Below are 18,967 nucleotides of genomic sequence, written 5' to 3'. Positions count from 1 at the left end.
GGCTCAACGCGTGAACGCACTTTAGCAGCCATCAATGATTTTAATGGTAAAGGCACAGCGGTCGCTCCTCACCTTTCTTGTATCGGCGATGATAAAGGTCGTATTGCTGAACTCCTAGACTTGTATCAATCACAAGGTATTAATCGTATCGTCGCGTTACGTGGTGATTTACCATCAGGTCAAGTTGGACTGGGTGAACTTCCATATGCACAAGACCTAGTACGTTTTATTCGTGAGCATTCAGGCGATCATTTTCATATTGAAGTCGCCGCTTACCCCGAAATGCATCCACAAGCAGAAACATTTGATGCAGACATCAAGCGTTTTGTCGAGAAAGTTAACGCAGGTGCAAATGCAGGCATTACCCAGTTTTTCTTCAATCCAGATGCCTATTTCTACTTTATTGAACGCCTAGAAAAAGAAGGAATTACGATTCCAATTGCACCCGGGATTATGCCTATTACCAACGCCAGCAACCTCATTCGTTTTGCTGACGGTACAGGCGCTGAAATTCCTCGCTGGATTCGCAAACAACTTGCAGCCTATGGCGATGACAGTGCAAGCATTAAAGCTTTTGGTCATGAAGTTATTGTTAAACTTTGCGAACGTTTAATCGCAGGTGGTGCCCCAACACTTCACTTCTATTCAATGAACCAAACTGAACCTACTCGACAACTCGTTGTTGATCTCGGTTTAAACTAATTTGTACGAGCCTTACCCAATTATGAATCGCTTTTATATTGAAACAGAGTTAGATACCAATCAGTCTATAGAGTTAACTGAGTCAGTATTTCATCATTGGGTTCGTGTGCTTCGTGCAAAAGAGCAAGAGCAAGCCATCTTTTTCAATGGAAAAGGTGGTGAATATCTTGTAACGCTCACTGAAATTAATAAAAAAAATGCATTTGTCTCTGTTGATCACTTTGATCCCACTGATCGAACTCCGCCATTTCAAGTGCTTTTAGGTCAAGTGATGAGTAAAGGTGATCGCATGGATTACGCGATTCAAAAAGCAACCGAACTTGGCGTATCAACGATTCAACTGTTAACCAGCGAACGCTGTGAAATGCGACTTAAATATGAGCGTGACCAAAAGAAAATTGAACATTGGCAATCTGTTGCAATCGCAGCGTGTGAACAATGCGGTATGAACCGTGTTCCTAAAATTCTCGCTCCGATTTCTCTCGATGAATGGTTAGTTTCTGAACTCCCATCTTCTCGTTTTGTTTTAGCACCCAACAAAGACCAAGAAAATGTTTTACTTAATAGTTTATCTGAGATTGCCCTGCTCATTGGTCCAGAAGGTGGGCTCAGCGAAGCAGAAATCCAACAGTCTAATGAAAACGGTTTTCTAAACTGGTGTATTGGGGAAAGAGTTTTACGTACAGAAACAGCACCTGTCGTTGCGCTTTCAATTTTGAACTATCATTTTTTGTCAAAAGCCGACTAATTTAGTCGAAACAAATATTGATTTTCCATGTTAGGTATGACAACGTAAAACGACATTAACAAACACCTTCATTAACATTAAAAAAGTATTCTGATTTTATTTTTGTATTCACTTAATTGTTGTGTGAAATTTAACCGGAACATATTTATATGTCTGAACCACAAGAAACTGAATTGTACGATCATGTCGATACAGCTCATTTCAAAAGCTCGATCAGACAGAGTAAAGCCTTACTCATTAATTTATTTTTACTCTGTATTTTTGACTATTTGTTATATCGTTTATTTTATAGTCCTGTTTCTTCTTTGTGTTTTAATATCTGGATTGCTGTTAGCAGTTTATTTTTTATAATTTGTTGGAGCATTTCTGAGTTTTATTTTAAAGAAAATCACTATGGTCTCAACAGCGCTAATCGTTGGATGCAATTTATTTGCTTCGGTAGTGGTGTAGTCATTGGTACAGGCATCTTATTAATCAATTTTAATTTGACATCGCTTAATCCCCCCTTAACAGCAGCTCATGTATTAACCTTAAGTTCAGTCTTATACATGATTACTGGGATTATTTGTCTGACTTATCTCACTCAATCTCTCAGACTTTTTTTTCTGGTTTTTTTACCTACTATTTTGCCTCTGTTTATTTCGCAGTTTGCTCATCCACAAACAGCTTATTCTTTATTTTATGTGGCATATAACTTTATCTTAATCATTTTTGTTTTTAGTGCATTTGCGTCTCATCGTAATAAACGGCGAATGTCGATTTTATTTTTCAAAAATAAAGAACTCAAACTAAATGCCGAAGAGCAAGTTAAATGGACCGATGAACTTTATCAACAGCTACAAGTTGAAATGGATAAATCCAAAGAAATTGAACTACAATTGCAACTGCATAATCAACTCCTTGAGCAAAAAGTCAAAGAAAGAACTTATGATATTGAAAAGATGAACGAAAGATTAGAAAACAACGCCCAAAATTTAAGATTAGCTCATGAAATTGCAGGAATTCGCCCGTGGCACTGGGATATTGAACACCGTAAAATCGAACTGACCACACCAGAACAAGATAGGATTACCAAAGATTGGAAATCACATCAAAGTTATCTTGAAAAAATTATCCATCCTGATGATTTATTGTTTGTCAAAAGAGCACTGTATCGACATTTAAGAGGCTACACATCACGTTTTGATGTGATCATGCGGATTCAATATGACGATCATTGGTACTGGGTGCAGGAAGTCGGTCAGGTGGTTTTGCGCCATCCACAAAGTAACATTCCTTTGCGAATGGTAGGTATTCGACGCGATATCAGCCAAGAGAAAAAAGATCAGGATCGACTCAAACTTGCGGCTAGTGTCGTTCAACAGGCAGCCGAAGGCATATTCGTTCTGGATGAAAATCTATGCTATGTCGATGCCAATCCTTGTTATGAGCAACTCACTGGATTTAAAAAACAGGAAATATTGGGCAAGCATTTATTTGATATTACCCAAAATGATAAATTCCAACAAAAAAACATGCACCTCAATATCACTAAGCAACTCTTACAAAAAGGTGAATTTGATGGTGAATTAAACGAGAATTTTTTATCAGGCAAGGAAGTCTCAATCTGGACGCATATCAATGCTGTTAAAAATGACAATGACCAAATTATTAATTATATCGGCATTGTCTCTGATCAAACTGAGAAAAAACGCCAAGAACAACGTTTATCTTATCTGGAAAATTACGACACACTCACCGATCTGCCAAATCGCTTTTATTATAACTATCAGCTTCATCAGTATTTAGTGAGTCAAAAAGATCCAATTAAACAGTTTGCAGTCATTCGTTTTAATATTGACCGTTTTAGAACATTAAATGAGTTTCTGACCAATAATGGTGGTGATGAGTTATTAAAAAAAGTCGCACAACGTTTGCGTTTAACTACACCTGAAGCACTGTTGGTCGCCCATTTAAATGGCGATGACTTTGCTATTCTTTATGAAATTTCACATATTCGCCCCTCTATCGAACAGCATTGTTCTCGTATCTTTGAAAGTTTTATTGAACCTTTTCATGTTCAAGGTCATGACATTGTGGTTACTGTTTCGATGGGCGTCGCCTACTATCCTGAACATGGTCGTCAAATTGACAGTTTAAATAATCACGCTGAACAAGCTTTAAATGATGCTAAACGTTTAGGTGGCAATACCGTTTGTTATTATTCACCTGAAAAATCAGCATTATTAACTCAAGGCGTAAATATTGAACGTGAACTTCGTAATGCCATCAAAAATAATGAACTGGTCGTTTACTATCAGCCTAAAGTTTGCGCACAAAGCCACGATGTTTATGGCTTTGAAGCATTGGCGCGCTGGGATCACCCAACCCGCGGATTAATTGGACCTGACCTCTTTATTCCAATTGCACAGGAAACCAGTCTTATTTCGGATATTGGTCGATTTGTGATCATGGAAACCGCCAAACAAATCAGGATTTGGGACGATTTAGGTTTTAAAAATATTTGCGTTTCAGTCAATGTCGTCGCCCAGCAGATTCATCGTGGTCAATTGCTCAACGATCTGGATGATGCCATGCAGTATTATCAAATTAACGGTAAAAAATTAGAACTTGAGATTACAGAGTCTTCACTCATGGATAGCTCTGAAATCGTTCAGGAAATGTTACAGGAAATTAAGCAAAGAGAAATTCTCATTTCACTGGATGACTTTGGAACTGGTTATTCTTCTTTGGCGTATCTAACCGAATATCCAATTGATATTTTAAAAATTGATCGTAGTTTTATTTCTAAAATTGGCAATCCAAAACAGGAAGCTATCGTAAGTGCTATGATTGCCATGGGCAAAGCCATGAACCTGACTTTGGTGGCTGAAGGTGTCGAAACGCAAGAACAGGCTGACTTTTTGTACCAACAAAAATGCGATATTTTACAGGGCTTTTTATTTTCTAAACCGCTCAATCCTGAAAAGAGTACTGAATTTTTAAAAACCCACAAATGTGTGGGTGAATAATTTATTCTGCTTTGAAAACCGTGAGTTCTAAGCAAATTGATAGTTTTTGACTGTGCGTAAAGCCCAACTAATGTTATATTCGAACGGCTTTACCCGTTACACCCAAGCATTCACTAGTTAACTCTTGTAACAATCGAGATTCAGATGGACGATCAATCATTAAAACAGGCTGCTTTGTATTATCATGAACATCCTACTCCAGGGAAAATCAGCGTTACACCAAGCAAGCAACTTGTCAATCAGCATGACTTGGCCCTTGCTTATTCTCCGGGAGTTGCAGCTCCATGTTTAGAGATTGAACGCGATCCTTCTACAGCGGCAAAATATACTGCGCGCGGAAATTTGGTCGCAGTGGTCAGTAATGGTACGGCAGTTTTAGGTCTTGGTAATATTGGACCTTTGGCATCTAAGCCTGTTATGGAAGGTAAAGGCGTTCTCTTTAAAAAATTTGCGGGCGTAGACGTTTTTGATATTGAAATTGCAGAAAATGATCCCGATAAAATCGTGGACATTGTTGCTGCTTTAGAACCTACTTTTGGCGGTATTAACCTCGAAGATATCAAAGCCCCAGAATGCTTTTATATCGAGAAAAAACTTCGTGAACGCATGAATATTCCTGTGTTTCATGATGACCAACACGGAACCAGTATTATTGTGGGTTCAGCATTATTAAATGCACTGCAACTGGTCAACAAAAAAATTGAAGACATTAAAATTGTAGCGTCAGGCGCTGGTGCTGCGGCATTATCTTGTCTGGATTTATTATGTGCACTTGGTGTGCGTAAAGAAAACATCACCGTTGCCGATTCACGTGGACTTTTAACCACGTCTCGTGATGGTCTGGATGATTCTAAAAAGCGCTATGTTCAAGATATTCCACAAACCAAACTTCATGAAGTTATGGCGGGTGCGGATATGTTCTTAGGTCTTTCTGCGGCAGGTATTTTGACCAAAGAAATGGTCAAGGAAATGGCAGAAAATCCAATCATCTTTGCATTGGCAAATCCAGATCCTGAAATTTTACCTGAACATGCACACGAAGTTCGTCCTGATGTCATTATGGCGACTGGTCGTTCAGACTATCCAAATCAGGTAAATAATGCACTTTGCTTCCCTTACATTTTCCGTGGGGCACTTGATGTAGGTGCAACCACGATCAATGAAGAAATGAAAATTGCCTGTGTGCATGCCATCGCGCGTATGGCACACGTTGAAGCAGATGCTGCGACCTATGGTGAAAAATCTGCTTCATTTGGTCGTGATTACCTGATTCCTCGTCCATTGGATCAGCGTTTGATTCTTGAAATCGCACCTGCCGTTGCAAAAGCAGCCATGGATTCAGGTGTTGCCACTCGCCCGATCGAAGATTTTGCAGCATATCGTCAAAAATTGTCTGAGTTTGTCTATAACTCAGCGTTTATGATGAAACCTATTTTCTCTCAAGCAAAAACTGATCCTAAACGTATTGCGTATGCAGAAGGTGAAGATCAACGTGTCCTTCGTGCTGCACAAATTGCAGTAGATGAAGGCATTGCCTTTCCAATTTTGGTCGGTCGCACAGCGGTCATCGAAAACAATATCAAAAAACTAGGCTTACGTTTAGAACATGGCACTAATATTGAGATTGTGGACCAAGAAAAAAATCCGCTCTATGAAGAGTTTTGGAAAGATTATCACCACACCATGCAACGTAAAGGTGTTACAGAGGAATACGCGCAACGTGAAGCACGTCGCCGCTCGACACTGATCGCCGCATTGTTGGTTAAATTTGGCAAAGCGGATGGCATGCTATGTGGTACATATAGTAGTTATGATATCCATCTCGACTTTGTGAGCAATGTTATTGGACTTAAAGAAGGTGTAAACAACTTCTTTACCCTCAATGCATTGATGCTAGAAGATCGTAATCTGTTCATTGCTGATACCTATGTGAATACTAATCCGACCGCAGAGCAATTAGTGGATATGACCATTATGGCTGCTGAAGAAGTTCGCCGTTTTGGTATTACGCCACGTATTGCTTTGCTCTCACATTCGAGTTTTGGTAGCGACCAGAACGATCCAAGCGCGAAAAAAATGCGTGAAGTTTATCGCTTGTTATCTGAACGCGCGCCTGAGCTCGAAGTTGAAGGTGAAATGCATGGTGATGCCGCACTTGATGAAAGTATTCGTCACTTTGCATTCCCAAATTCGCGTTTCAAAGGTTCTGCAAATCTATTGATCATGCCGAATCTGGATTCAGCGAATATTTCATTTAACTTACTGAAAGCCACTTCAGGGAACAATGTCACGATTGGGCCTATTTTACTGGGTGCAGCAAAACCTGTGCATATTTTGACACCAACCGCAACAACACGTCGTGTCTTGAATATGACAGCATTGACTGTCGCAGAAATTCAGCAAAGCGGTGGCTAATTCTTTAAACTTAAGAGATTAGAAAAGCTTAACTTTGTGACTTGAGAAAACCTCTGTTCTGTAGCATCATGAGCTTAAGAACAGAGGTTTTTTCATGCATGTTTATTTAGTAGGCGGTGCCGTACGCGATTTTTTACTTGGGCACCCCTATCACGAAAAAGATTATGTCGTGGTGGGAGCAACACCACAGCAATTGCTTGATCAGGGCTATCAGCCTGTTGGTAAAGATTTTCCTGTATTTTTACATCCACAAACCAAAGATGAATATGCCCTTGCGCGTACCGAACGTAAATCGGGTATCGGTTATCATGGTTTTCAATTTTTTACCGATCCTGACGTCACACTTGAAGATGATTTGATTCGACGTGATCTCACGATTAATGCCATTGCGATGGATGAAATTTCAGGTGAGATTTTTGATCCTTATGGTGGTCAACAAGATCTGGAACTTAAACTGCTACGTCATGTATCCGATGCTTTTTTAGAAGATCCGCTTCGCGTATTACGAGTTGCACGATTTGCAGCACGTTATTTTCAATACGGGTTTAGTATTGCTCCAGAAACATTGAATTTGATGCAACAATTAAGTCAGTCTGGTGAATTAGATGCGCTCACACCCGAACGTGTCTGGAAAGAAACCTCCAGAGCCTTGATGGAAACTCATGCCAATGTCTATTTTGAAGTTTTACATCAATGTGGCGCACTAAAAGTTTTATTTCCAGAAATCGAAGCTTTATTTGGTGTACCACAACGCCCTGAATACCATCCTGAAATTGACTGTGGCATTCATACTTTGATGGCCTTGCAACAAGCGTGTAATGCCCATTACTCACTTGATGTACGCTATGCGGTTTTAGTACATGACTTGGGTAAAGCACTTACGCCTATTGATGAACTTCCACGTCATATCATGCACGAAGAACGTGGTGTTGCACCTGTTCAAGATTTATCTGATCGATTAAAAGTTCCAACACAACTTAAACAATTGGCAGTTTCAGTCTGTAAAGAACATTTAAAATGTCATCAGGCTATGACCTTAAAACCAGGAACCCTATGGCGTTTACTGCAACGTTTGGATGTTCTAAGACGTCCTGAACGAGTTGAAGCGTTTATTCAAGCCTGTGAATGTGATGCACGCGGTCGATTAGGTTTAGAAGATCGTGCGTATCCACAAGCAGAATATATGCGTAAAGCCATGCATATTGTCCGTTCAATTAAAGCTTCAGATTTGCCTGAAGATATTCATGGCGCAGAGATTGGTGAAATGCTCATTCAATATCGAATTGATGCTTTGGCTGATCTCAAACAGCAACATGAGAATAACGTTTAGATTGCACGGTATAAAATTGCATAAAAAAACCTGAGAAAATCTCAGGTTTTTTTTTATCAATGGCTTAAATTAAGCTTCTGGCGCTGGGCTATATTGCTCAATTAAAGGTTTTAACTCACCATTTTGGAACATTTCCAGCATGATATCGCTACCACCGACCAACTCACCATTGACCCAAAGCTGTGGGAAAGTCGGCCAATTCGCAATTTGTGGCAGTGTTGCACGAATATCTGGATTTTCCAGAATATTCACATAGGCAAATGGACGACCAATTTGACTGAGTGCTTCAACCGCACGCGCAGAGAACCCACATTGTGGAAACTGCGGAGTGCCTTTCATATAAAGTAAAACCGAGTGCTTAGCAATTTGATCGCGAATCAGTGCTTCGGTGTCACGTGCTTGTTCAGTCATAGATAAATCCTCAACTATTCTGCGACTATTATACCTAAAACCAGTGTGTTTGTTAGGATAGAACATGATAATTCTATTTTAATTTCGTTTAGCCCTTTCATTCTGCGGTTGTTTTTGCTTATATAAACCCTTTCCTTTTATTCAACAGATAAGAGTTCGTCATGAATCACATTACTCTCGCCCCTGTACAACCTGATCAACCTTCACATTTGATGGCAACCTATGGCCGCCAAGCGATCAGTTTTGTACGAGGACGAGGTTCTTATCTTTATACAGAAGATGGCACAGAATATCTGGATGCTCTCACAGGTATAGCCGTTTGTGGCTTAGGTCATTCGCATCCTGTTATTGCAGAAGCGATTGCTGAACAGGCAGCCACTTTAATTCATACCAGCAACCTATTTGAAATCCCGTGGCAAACTGCTGCGGCACAAAAACTGGCCGAAGTTTCAGGCATGCAGGAAGTTTTCTTTTCCAATAGCGGCGCTGAAGCTAACGAAGGCGCAATTAAAATTGCACGCAAGTACGCCAGCCAACAAGGCATTCAAAATCCTAAAATCGTCGTTGCTGAAAAATCTTTTCATGGGCGTACATTGGCGACGCTATCTGCAACAGGTAACAGTAAAGTTCAGGAAGGCTTTTTTCCTCTAGTTGAAGGATTTATTCGTGTGCCTTTCGGAGATTTGGAAGCATTGCAGGAAGTTGCTTTGCAACATCCCGATATTGTCGCGATTTTGATTGAACCGATTCAAGGTGAAGGTGGGATCAATACTGCACCGCAGGGTTTTAGCTATCTAGAAGATGTTCGCGCTCTATGTAATCAGCATAATTGGCTCATGATGCTAGATGAAATCCAAACTGGAAATGGTCGTACAGGTCAATATTTTGCATATCAACATACCAATATTGTTCCAGATGTTTTAACGACTGCTAAAGGTTTGGGAAATGGCTTTCCTATTGGCGCTGTAATGACTCAAGCCAAAGCGGTAGGCATACTCGGGCCAGGTAGCCATGGTTCAACCTATGGTGGAACTGTGCTAGGTTCACGTGTGGTTTATACGGTGATTGATACGATTCAGAAAGAGAATGCAGTAGAAAATGCTGCAAAAGTGGGAAGCTACATTGTCGAGCAGTTACGTGGGCAACTTTCTGGTTTAAATGTCGAAGTGCGTGGTTTTGGGATGATGATTGGTGTTGAATTACCAAAAGCCTGCCCTGAAATGGTCGCTATCGCACGTGAAGAATATAAATTGATTGTCAATGTTACCGCGGGTTCTGTAGTACGTTTACTGCCCCCTCTAAATATGACTCAAGAACAAGCTGATGATTTGCTTTCACGTTTAGTTCCAGCCATTAAGCAATTTTTAGCTTAAGTTTTAAGTTAAAAGCGTCTGTTTGAAAGCCACAATCATGTTGTGGCTTTTTTATCGACATTAAAAAATAAAAAATCGAGCTATTGGCATAACTCGATTTTTTACCTGCTGTATTTACGGATATACGATGCGTTTAAGAGGCTTCCTGAAAAGTTCGTCCACCGGGTAACTGGCTAAAATACTGCTTTAACGCATCCAGACAACGATGAATCTTCATCGGCTGTTGTTCACGCTTAGACGTAATTGCATACAGTGTAAAAGCGGGTAGATTCCAATCTGGTAAGACTTCAACCAAAGAACCATTTACAAGCTCTTTTTGTACATCCAAGTACAGAATTCTGGTAAACCATGCCCTTGTTGACATAAAGATTTCGCGACAAAAACATTATTCGTTTGTAGACGAGTTTTCATGTCTATCGTTACGGACTCACCATTTGTAGCATGCTGAAATGAAAAGTGCTGGTAATTATTCATTAGATTTACAGGAATCAGATCATGATTCTTTAAATCTTCAGGACGCGAAATGGGGGCTGATTGATTCAAATAGCTCGGTGAAGCGACCAAAACCTGATCGACACGTGCCATTGGAATAATGGTTAAGTTTTGATCCTCAATTTTTGGGCTCATACGAATGGCAATATCAATGCGCCCTTCGATAAGATCAATATATCGATGATCTGCTTCAAAATTTACAGATAGTCCACGATGTGCAGACATCCAGTGAGATAAAGCTGGGACAACATGTAAGGCGCCTAATTCGGGAGTGGTTGCAATACGCAAATCTCCAACCAAATCATCTCGCAATTCATTAATACGAATCTTGCCACGTTCCGCAGCAGCTAGCATTTCCTGGCAACTGTGGAAAAAAGCTTGTCCAGCCTCAGTTAAGCTTAATTTACGGGTAGAACGGTGAAGAAGTGTTACTTCCATGTCCTGCTCTAGAGACCGAATCTGTTGACTCACTGCACTGGTGGTAATACCCAGATCACGGGCGGCACCACTAAACGAACTTTTCTCTACAACACAAGCAAACACTCCCATTGCTCGAAGTTGATCTAACATAAATTTCCCTCTAAACTTATGAGATGCAGTTATCATTATTTGATAAAGGCATCTCATTGTATTATACGGAGAAATTTAGCTTTTGCATTATTTAATTTCAACTTTCAACTAGTTCATTGGGATAATATTTGCAGGATTAATGGGTTTACCATCTAAGCGAATTTGGAACTCTAACATGACGCGATTGGTGCCAGATGAGCCCATTTCCGCAATTTTTTGTCCTGCTGTGACGTTGTCGCCACTTTTAACCAGCATTTTACTGTTATGCGCATAAGCCGTAATGTAGCCATCAATATGTTTGATCAACACTAAATTACCGTACTCTTTAAGTCCATCCGCAGCATAGACAACTTGTCCATTTGCCGCTGCATAAATTGGGTCACCTAGATTTCCACCATAGCGTAGACCTTTTACATTTGTTGCTGGATTAAATTGCTGAATCACGGGTCCAGCCGATGGTTTTACCCAACGTAAACTGGTTGAAGTTGGCGTTGCTGTAATAACGGGTGCTGTTGTTACAGGTGCAACAGCTGGAGTGACTGAACGAGATGTCGTCTGTGTGGTCGTCGATGGTGTTGTAGGCAGTGCAATCGTTTGACGTTGTATTGGTGCAGCTTGGGTAATAGGTTGCGTCGTCGTGGTACGTTTGGCTGCTGAACCTTTTAAACGTAAGGACTGGTTGACATAAATTCGATATGGTGGCGCGATATCATTTAATTGTGCAATATTGATGTAATTCAAACCATAACGCGCAGCAATTCCACTCAAGGTATCTCCTGAGCGCACCGTATAATAATCCGGTGAATTCATTACACGGGTTGAATTTGAAATTTGCGGCTTAGAAGCGCAACCTGTTATTGCAAGTGCGGAGACAACCGCCACAGACATCATTATTTTTTTTAGAAATCTATGGCTTGAAATAAACGCGATTTCACTTTCATGTCGAAGCAATGGCATCGATCTCCCTCTCTCATCAATATAAAACAACAGACATTTGCGCTAAGAGTACCAAAAAAGGACGAAGACGCACGTTCATCGTCCTAATTTTCACAAAGTTATAACATTCTGCACTGTTTAACGATGGGTTTATTTTCAAATAGATCAAGATAATGATTTTTGCAAATCTTCAAGTATTGCATAGTTAGTAGCATCCATCTGAATAGGCGTAATGCTGACATAACCATTGGCAACTGCAAAAAAATCGGACTGGGCATGGCTAGGCGTTCTTTTAGGATCTGTCACCGCTTCACCAGCGAGTCCAATCCAGTACACTTGCCGACCACGCGGATCAACATGGCTCGTAATTGGCTTAGACTGTGCACGAAGCCCCTGATATGTGATCTTTTCACCCATAAGTTCTGGCACATCTGGAATATTAATATTCAAAATATGACGAGGCGGTAACTGTGGTAAGCCTCGCGCGATAAAATCATGTACCCATTGAGCGGCAACTGCATAATCATCTGCATGTTCATAAGACCGCACATTGCTGCCTGCCAGAGACACAGCAATAGCAGGCTGCTTCATTAAACGTCCTTCAAACGCAGCACCTACTGTACCTGAATAAAGCACATCATCACCGAGATTTGCCCCGCTATTAATGCCACTCACAACCAGATCAAATTCAAAATCGAACAAACCATTCATGGAAAGATAGACACAATCCGCCGGTGTACCATTGACTGCCCAGACATCCTGCGCAATAGGAATGGGACGCAAAGGACGATCTAAGGTCAACGCACTAGAAAATCCACTTCGCTCACTTTCTGGAGCGACCACAACAACACGACCTAAGGGTTTTAAAGCTTGCGCAAGCGCCTGAATGCCGGGTGCAAAGACACCATCATCGTTGGCTATAAGAATATTCACAAAACACGATCTCGATAAATGACTGATGAGGTTATTCAATTGAAATATTCATTGAATTATATATATTTAGCGACTAAATTCATTAATAATTTTGTGAAACCATGAGAACGTCATTTATATCACGCTTTTGTTTATTTACTTTAACGGCAATCACATTTAGTCAAATGGCATTTGCAAATGAAGCATTGTCTCAGGCAGAACGTAATGCTTTAGTCAAAGAAGATATTGCAGGAACACAAGTTTTAAGTGAAGTTTGCCCTACTCTGATTGGGAAAAATGCGACATTTGAACAAAATATTCAAAAATTGATTCAAACGAATCTAAAAGCCTATTCGGGTCAAAATATGACGTTTGCAGCATTACAAAATGATGCTGAATATAAATCTCTATTGGCTGACGCACATCAAACACTCAAAGAAACTTCGACTGATGAACAAAAAACAGTATGTGAAGATGTTTTAAGTTATCAAGAATAAGTTGTCGATCTAGTCAAATTTTGGTTCTAAATAATTTAATTACTTAGAACCTTGTTCTGCATAAGTTCTACAGCAAAGATACAAATTAAAACTGCTTTTCATGCTATAAGTGATTCAAATTCTTTAAGTCTTATTTTGAGTTTGAGTTTTTATGAAAAAAAATGTGTTTAAAATAGCTGGATTATCATTTCTCCTCGCTTCTAGCGTTTTCACCAGCACTGCCTTTGCCAAAGACAAAAAAGCTGAATCTGAACAAATTGAAGTTACTCCAACTTCTGATAACGTTACCCCTCAAGAACTTGCGGCAATTTATGTCTTGTCTGAGGTGTGTCCAAGCTTGATTGGTAAGGATTTAAAGTTTAATAAAGCTTATGAAAACTTGGTCAAAGCTTATTTAAACAATGAACCAAACGCTGTTGAGGTTTTAAAGAAACGTGCTAAAAGCAAAGAATTTCAACCTGCTTTGAAAGAAGCACGTGCAGATGCCAAAAAAGCATCTGATGATGACAATCGCCAAATTTGCGATGATGTCCGTAATTATTATTCGAAATAACTGATTATTTACAATATGTATGAAATAAGCCGACTTTTAACGTAGAAGTCGGCTTGGCTTTATCCTAAAATGCTAGGCTCGTCTGCTTCACACAAGTTATCGGAACGCCTAGAATGATTCAAAAAAGCACCTTTGCTGCACTTATACTCTTACCATCATTTACCTATGCAGCAACTGTTTTATCCTCACCCCCAGAATTAAATAATAAATCTTATGTCTTAATGGATTATGAGACGGGGCAAATTCTCGCATCGAAGAATGAAAACGAACATCTTGCCCCTGCCTCAATGACCAAAATGATGACCAGTTATATCATTGAGCAAAAACTTTTAAAGGGTGAATTGACTGAAAATGAAAGCGTTCGCATGAACGAATCCGCATGGTGTCGTGGCAGCAGTGCAGAATCGTGTATGTACGTTCCTTTAAATGGTACAGCGACCGTTCTGGAAATGTTACGCGGTATTATTGTGCAATCTGGTAACGATGCTTCTGTTGCAATGGCTGAACATATTGCAGGCAACGAAGGAACGTTTGCCCACATGATGAATCAGGAAGCTAAGCGTATTGGCATGTCCAATACTCACTTTATTAACTCAACAGGGATGCCTGCTGACGGTCATTATTCTTCTGCAAAGGATATGGCACTTCTTGCACAGCATATTATCAAAGACAGTTCAAAATATTACCCGATTTATTCTGAAAAAGAATTTACCTTTAATGGAATCAAACAAGGTAACCGTAATGCGTTACTTTATACAGATCCAAGCGTTGATGGTTTAAAAACAGGTCATACCAACGAAGCTGGTTTTTGTATGACCACATCAAGTAAGCGTGGTCCTATGCGTTTAATCTCTGTGATCTTTGGCACACCAAGCATGAACGAACGTGCTTCTCAAACACGTACATTATTGGCTTGGGGTTTTTCTAACTTTGAAACCGTCAATGTTCAACCTGCAAACCAAGTTTTAGCAAAAGCTAAAGTCTGGTTTGGTAAGGAAGATGAAGTTCAAATTGGTCTAGCTGAAAACTTCAATGTTACTATGCCGAAAGGTCAAGCGGATAACATCAAAACTCAACTGGTGATTCAGCCTAAACTGAATGCGCCTTTGGCGAAAGGTCAAGTGGTAGGTAAATTGGTGGCAAGTCTTGATGGTAAAGTCATTGCTGAAAAACCACTTGTGGCTTTAAAGCCAGTAGAAGAAGCAGGTTTCTTCGCGCGTATGATCGATCATATCAAAATGTTTTTTAGTAACTTATTTTAATCATGTTTAAAAGACTTCATTCATCAGGCCCTTTTATTTCTGCCTCTGGGAGAAAAATAAAGAGAGTTTAAACAATGGTGAAAGAAGTCTAAAGTCAGTCATTTGAGCATTCAGGCACTTAGTCTGAATGCTTTTTTATTTTATAATTCCCTAATCTTTGACTTTGAAGCTCACCATGACCCAAAACATTCGACCTTATTTAGATCAATATCCACAAATTGATGAGAGTTGTTATATCGATGAAATGTCTGTGGTGGTTGGAGATGTTCAATTGGCTGAAAATGTTTCTGTCTGGCCTTTCGCGGTGATTCGTGGTGATGTTAATCATATTCGCATTGGTAAAAACAGCAATGTGCAAGATCACTCCATGCTACATGTGACACATAAGCAAACTGGCAAACCTGAAGGCTCTCCTTTAATTATTGGTGAAGATGTCACCGTTGGTCATCATGTGACTTTACATGGTTGTACAATTGGCAATCGTGTTTTGATTGGTATTAATACCGTTATTTTAGACGATGTCATTGTTGAAGATGATGTGATGATTGGTGCAGGTAGTTTGGTTCCACCGCGTAAAGTTCTAGAAAGTGGATACTTATATGTCGGAAGTCCTGTTCAGAAAGTACGGCCTTTAACCGATAAAGAAAAAGCCTTTTTACCTTATTCAGCACAGAATTATGTGAAGGTGAAAAATAATTATTTGAAGGAATTATAGTCAATGAGAACACGCCGAGATACCCCTATTTTTTTAATTTATCTCGATAATGTCGTGCCTTATTATTATTTCTATCTCATTCCATTGATGATTGCGCTGATCTTTGTGAGTTTCGATTTTAATTTTTCTGGATTACTCCACACCACTATGGTGACGAAGCTTTCAAACCAGCACAAATTTCTGAATGACTTTTTCGCAATATGTACATTGATTACACTAATTCTTTGTTTTTTTAATTATTTAGTCATTACACTCAACGCTATACAACGAAAAAATCTGAGATTGTACTATTCCAAATTTAATCCTAAGTACCGCGTTTTTTTTGGCATTTTAGGAATTATCTTTTTCTTATTTATACTGTTTTTTATGTGCTTAAGCTGGTTTTTACTTGATGATCGTATGCCAGACTTTTCAAAAAAAGGCGCATACTTCACTTATTTAAGGCAATTTTCACACCCTTATATCAGTGCAATCATCATGAGTTTACAATACCTTCTGTGTGTGTTTTTTGCACTGTACTTTCTTTTCATTCTCAATGTCCGTAAGTATTGTCGCCAATAGTAGATGCAGCCTAGCCACCACGCCCCAAATTTTGTATCATACTGCTTTTAAATCAGGGTGCTTTTTATGACCACTTGGACACCGCACGTTACCGTTGCCACAGTTGTTGAAAAAGATGGTCGCTTTCTATTTGTTGAAGAACATAGCGAAGGCGTGACCCATACCGTATTCAACCAACCTGCGGGTCATGTTGAATCTGGTGAAACCCTGATCCAAGCTGCGATACGTGAAACTCTTGAAGAAACAGGCCATACGGTTGAAATTGATGCCTTGCTTGGCATATATACTTATACACCACCGATGTTTCCAGATCGGACCTATTACCGTTTTTGCTTTTTAGCGCAAAGTGTCAATGTTGACCTAAATGCGACATTAGATACAGGTATTGTCCGCGCTGTCTGGATGAATCTGGATGAATTGCAGGAAACAGCTCGCGCACGTAGTCCGTTGGTCACCAAAGCCATTCAAGATGCTTTAAGCGGTCAACGCTTTCCTTTATCGCTCATTTATGAGCACCACTCTCCTTCTTTCACTTCAAATCTGGATGCTTAATCCTATGTCACAACGCGTCATCGTCGGGATGTCTGGTGGAGTCGATTCATCGGTTTCTGCTGCACTTTTACTTCAACAAGGATATCAGGTTGAAGGTCTTTTCATGAAAAACTGGGAAGAAGATGATGGAACGAAATACTGTACAGCACTAGAAGATTTGGCAGATGCCCAAGCGGTTGCCGATAAAATTGGTATTAAGCTCCATACGGCTAACTTTGCCATGGAATATTGGGATCGTGTGTTTGAGCATTTTCTTGCTGAATACGCTGCGGGACGTACCCCAAATCCAGATATCCTCTGTAATAAAGAAATTAAATTCCGAGCATTTTTAGATCATGCGATGACCTTAGGTGCAGACTTTATTGCCACAGGTCATTACGCACGTCGTGGTGAAAGTCTGCAAAACTCACGTGGTGAAAGTTATGCACCTTTATTACGTGGCGTCGACAATAATAAAGATCAGACCTATTTTCTGCATGCGGTTCATGGTCGAGAAATTAATAAGACCTTATTTCCTGTGGGCGAAATTGAAAAACCAGAAGTGCGTAAAATCGCGGAACAACTTGATTTAGCAACAGCCAAGAAAAAAGACTCGACTGGTATTTGTTTTATTGGTGAACGTCGCTTTAATGATTTTCTTAAACAATATTTACCTGCTCAACCCGGACAAATTGTTTTGGATAATGGTCAAGAGGTTGGTGAACATCACGGCTTAATGTACTATACGCTGGGTCAACGTGGTGGTATTGGTTTAGGTGGTTTGAAGAATGCACCTGAAGGTGCATGGTTTGTACTGCATAAAGATATTGCCAATAATCGACTGGTGATTGGTCAGGGTCACGAACATCCGCTTATGCAAAGCACACAGCTTTGGAGTGAGTCGATTGACTGGGTGGCAGGTGAGCAAGAAATTCCGACTTCGGGTTTTCGATGTACAGCCAAAACCCGTTATCGTCAACCTGATCAAGCGTGTACAATTTACCGCGATGAAAGCGTTGAAAATGGTATCCGTGTTGAGTTTGATCAACAACAACGTGCAGTAACACCGGGACAAAGCGTTGTATTTTACGACGATGAAATTTGTCTAGGTGGTGGTGTAATTTTAAGCACCAATGCACTAAAACCCGATTTTATTTAAAGTATATTTAAAGGAATCCTAGGCATGGTTGACACCCCTTTTCAACAGCCTCAAGCACTCAATGTACGTCAAAACCGTGCATTAGCGCTTGCGGGTGTCTTTCAGGCCGCGCAGCTGACACATATGACAGCGATGACAGGTCAACAAAGTATTGGTGAAAGTGGGAACTTTTATTTTGAACAACTGATTAAAGCCTGTCTAAATATACGCCCTGCTATGAATTCCAGTACCCAAACATTGGATTTTTTTCATCAGCTTGCCGATATTTCACTGGGTTTAAAAACACTGGAAAGTAGTATTACTCAACCTTTTTCAAGCTCACCGAAATCGCGTTTACCTAAACTCTCAAATGCCAAGCTGCCTATGACTTATGCCATGTCATTGTTGCAACTTGAAAAGAAAGTCTACAAAAACCCAGAATATGTTGAAATTATTGAAAAATCACAGCAAAAAATTTTAAAACAACTGTCATTTTTCGATAATAACTATTTACATCCGAGTATTATTGCCAACCTTGCGCAAACCTATGTCGAGACAGCAGGTCAGATTAATCCGCGCATTATGGTTCGCGGCAACGCTGAAGCGTTCAAAGATAGCAATCACACCAACCGTATCCGAGCCTGTCTATTTACTGGATTGCAAGTGGCGCATCTTTGGCGGCAGTTAGGTGGTAGCTCATGGAATATGATTTTTAGCAAACGTAAATTGCTTCAAGACATTCAAACACTCGCTCGTTTACAGTATCAAATGGTCGAACTTTGATGTTGCAACGAATTTTATTTTATATTT

The 18,967-nt window shown here is 39.9% G+C and carries 16 protein-coding genes and 1 pseudogene; 13 read left to right on the top strand and 4 right to left on the bottom strand.

Translation table 11 applies throughout. The features are described 5' to 3' along the window. The 5 genes from JR005_RS10435 to JR005_RS10415 all read left to right on the top strand — a co-directional run. A partial coding sequence (locus tag JR005_RS10435) for a methylenetetrahydrofolate reductase (RefSeq protein ID WP_228731687.1) occupies window positions 1–702 on the top strand: 702 nt, incomplete at its 5' end. A gap of 22 nt (window positions 703–724) precedes the next feature. Next, window positions 725–1,450 (top strand): 16S rRNA (uracil(1498)-N(3))-methyltransferase, encoded by a 726-nt coding sequence (locus tag JR005_RS10430; RefSeq protein ID WP_004988312.1) that lies wholly within the window; start codon window positions 725–727, stop codon window positions 1,448–1,450. Between the two features lie 149 nt (window positions 1,451–1,599). Continuing rightward, entirely contained in the window at window positions 1,600–4,461 is a 2,862-nt protein-coding gene (locus JR005_RS10425) for a GGDEF domain-containing phosphodiesterase (protein WP_218665005.1), read from the top strand. A 144-nt stretch (window positions 4,462–4,605) separates the two neighbouring features. Next, window positions 4,606–6,876 (top strand): NADP-dependent malic enzyme, encoded by a 2,271-nt coding sequence (locus JR005_RS10420; RefSeq protein WP_004988316.1) that lies wholly within the window; start codon window positions 4,606–4,608, stop codon window positions 6,874–6,876. A gap of 94 nt (window positions 6,877–6,970) precedes the next feature. Then, window positions 6,971–8,206 (top strand): multifunctional CCA addition/repair protein, encoded by a 1,236-nt coding sequence (locus JR005_RS10415; RefSeq protein WP_218665004.1) that lies wholly within the window; start codon window positions 6,971–6,973, stop codon window positions 8,204–8,206. Window positions 8,207–8,275: 69 nt separating this feature from the next. Here the strand turns inward: JR005_RS10415 and grxD are convergent, their stop codons facing one another. Further along, window positions 8,276–8,617: a Grx4 family monothiol glutaredoxin gene (gene grxD, locus JR005_RS10410; RefSeq protein ID WP_004988322.1), complete on the bottom strand. Its 342-nt coding sequence runs from the start codon at window positions 8,615–8,617 to the stop codon at window positions 8,276–8,278. A 161-nt stretch (window positions 8,618–8,778) separates the two neighbouring features. On the opposite strand from grxD, the gene JR005_RS10405 reads away from it, so the two are divergent. Continuing rightward, the gene (locus JR005_RS10405; RefSeq protein WP_004988324.1) at window positions 8,779–9,990 is read left to right on the top strand and encodes an aspartate aminotransferase family protein; all 1,212 of its coding nucleotides are present in this window, start codon (window positions 8,779–8,781) and stop codon (window positions 9,988–9,990) included. A gap of 133 nt (window positions 9,991–10,123) precedes the next feature. Here the strand turns inward: JR005_RS10405 and JR005_RS10400 are convergent. The 3 genes and pseudogenes from JR005_RS10400 to surE all read right to left on the bottom strand — a co-directional run bounded on the left by JR005_RS10400 (window position 10,124) and on the right by surE (window position 12,921). Then, a pseudogene (locus JR005_RS10400) lies at window positions 10,124–11,052 on the bottom strand (LysR family transcriptional regulator). A gap of 108 nt (window positions 11,053–11,160) precedes the next feature. Next, the gene (locus JR005_RS10395) at window positions 11,161–12,009 is read right to left on the bottom strand and encodes a peptidoglycan DD-metalloendopeptidase family protein (RefSeq protein ID WP_004988332.1); all 849 of its coding nucleotides are present in this window, start codon (window positions 12,007–12,009) and stop codon (window positions 11,161–11,163) included. A gap of 144 nt (window positions 12,010–12,153) precedes the next feature. Beyond that, the gene (surE, locus tag JR005_RS10390) at window positions 12,154–12,921 is read right to left on the bottom strand and encodes a 5'/3'-nucleotidase SurE (protein WP_119686620.1); all 768 of its coding nucleotides are present in this window, start codon (window positions 12,919–12,921) and stop codon (window positions 12,154–12,156) included. Between the two features lie 101 nt (window positions 12,922–13,022). On the opposite strand from surE, the gene JR005_RS10385 reads away from it, so the two are divergent. The 7 genes from JR005_RS10385 (at window position 13,023) to hflD (ending at window position 18,940) form a co-directional block, all read left to right on the top strand. Further along, a complete protein-coding gene (locus JR005_RS10385) occupies window positions 13,023–13,397 on the top strand; it encodes an MCR_0457 family protein (protein WP_004988337.1) in 375 nt (124 codons plus the stop codon). A 151-nt stretch (window positions 13,398–13,548) separates the two neighbouring features. Then, window positions 13,549–13,950 carry an MCR_0457 family protein gene (locus JR005_RS10380; protein ID WP_004988340.1) on the top strand — a complete coding sequence of 134 codons (402 nt, stop codon included), beginning with the start codon at window positions 13,549–13,551 and terminating at the stop codon, window positions 13,948–13,950. A gap of 113 nt (window positions 13,951–14,063) precedes the next feature. Then, entirely contained in the window at window positions 14,064–15,212 is a 1,149-nt protein-coding gene (dacC, locus tag JR005_RS10375; RefSeq protein WP_004988341.1) for a D-alanyl-D-alanine carboxypeptidase PBP5/6, read from the top strand. Window positions 15,213–15,387: 175 nt separating this feature from the next. After that, on the top strand, window positions 15,388–15,927 hold the full coding sequence (locus JR005_RS10370) for a gamma carbonic anhydrase family protein (protein ID WP_004988343.1): 540 nt from the start codon (window positions 15,388–15,390) through the stop codon (window positions 15,925–15,927). A 627-nt stretch (window positions 15,928–16,554) separates the two neighbouring features. Continuing rightward, window positions 16,555–17,040 carry an NUDIX hydrolase gene (locus tag JR005_RS10365; RefSeq protein WP_004988347.1) on the top strand — a complete coding sequence of 162 codons (486 nt, stop codon included), beginning with the start codon at window positions 16,555–16,557 and terminating at the stop codon, window positions 17,038–17,040. A gap of 4 nt (window positions 17,041–17,044) precedes the next feature. Then, window positions 17,045–18,178: a tRNA 2-thiouridine(34) synthase MnmA gene (gene mnmA / locus JR005_RS10360; protein WP_218665003.1), complete on the top strand. Its 1,134-nt coding sequence runs from the start codon at window positions 17,045–17,047 to the stop codon at window positions 18,176–18,178. A gap of 24 nt (window positions 18,179–18,202) precedes the next feature. Beyond that, complete coding sequence (gene hflD, locus JR005_RS10355) at window positions 18,203–18,940, top strand: high frequency lysogenization protein HflD (protein WP_218665002.1); 738 nt, start codon at window positions 18,203–18,205, stop codon at window positions 18,938–18,940. Window positions 18,941–18,967: the final 27 nt, after the last annotated feature.

The organism is Acinetobacter sp. Colony158, from assembly GCF_019264745.1.
GTDB lineage: Bacteria > Pseudomonadota > Gammaproteobacteria > Pseudomonadales > Moraxellaceae > Acinetobacter > Acinetobacter ursingii.
Note: the sequence above shows the minus strand (reverse complement) of the source record. Positions and strands in the feature narration are given on the sequence as shown.

What these genes read in the sequence shown, in the direction of transcription:
- JR005_RS10430 (WP_004988312.1), top strand. Translation starts at nt 725, where the DNA reads ATGAATCGCTTTTATATTGAAACAGAGTTAGATACCAATCAGTCTATA.
- JR005_RS10425 (WP_218665005.1), top strand. Translation starts at nt 1,600, where the DNA reads ATGTCTGAACCACAAGAAACTGAATTGTACGATCATGTCGATACAGCT.
- JR005_RS10420 (WP_004988316.1), top strand. Translation starts at nt 4,606, where the DNA reads ATGGACGATCAATCATTAAAACAGGCTGCTTTGTATTATCATGAACAT.
- JR005_RS10415 (WP_218665004.1), top strand. Translation starts at nt 6,971, where the DNA reads ATGCATGTTTATTTAGTAGGCGGTGCCGTACGCGATTTTTTACTTGGG.
- grxD (WP_004988322.1), bottom strand. Translation starts at nt 8,617, where the DNA reads ATGACTGAACAAGCACGTGACACCGAAGCACTGATTCGCGATCAAATT.
- JR005_RS10405 (WP_004988324.1), top strand. Translation starts at nt 8,779, where the DNA reads ATGAATCACATTACTCTCGCCCCTGTACAACCTGATCAACCTTCACAT.
- JR005_RS10395 (WP_004988332.1), bottom strand. Translation starts at nt 12,009, where the DNA reads ATGCCATTGCTTCGACATGAAAGTGAAATCGCGTTTATTTCAAGCCAT.
- JR005_RS10385 (WP_004988337.1), top strand. Translation starts at nt 13,023, where the DNA reads ATGAGAACGTCATTTATATCACGCTTTTGTTTATTTACTTTAACGGCA.
- JR005_RS10380 (WP_004988340.1), top strand. Translation starts at nt 13,549, where the DNA reads ATGAAAAAAAATGTGTTTAAAATAGCTGGATTATCATTTCTCCTCGCT.
- dacC (WP_004988341.1), top strand. Translation starts at nt 14,064, where the DNA reads ATGATTCAAAAAAGCACCTTTGCTGCACTTATACTCTTACCATCATTT.
- JR005_RS10370 (WP_004988343.1), top strand. Translation starts at nt 15,388, where the DNA reads ATGACCCAAAACATTCGACCTTATTTAGATCAATATCCACAAATTGAT.
- JR005_RS10365 (WP_004988347.1), top strand. Translation starts at nt 16,555, where the DNA reads ATGACCACTTGGACACCGCACGTTACCGTTGCCACAGTTGTTGAAAAA.
- mnmA (WP_218665003.1), top strand. Translation starts at nt 17,045, where the DNA reads ATGTCACAACGCGTCATCGTCGGGATGTCTGGTGGAGTCGATTCATCG.
- hflD (WP_218665002.1), top strand. Translation starts at nt 18,203, where the DNA reads ATGGTTGACACCCCTTTTCAACAGCCTCAAGCACTCAATGTACGTCAA.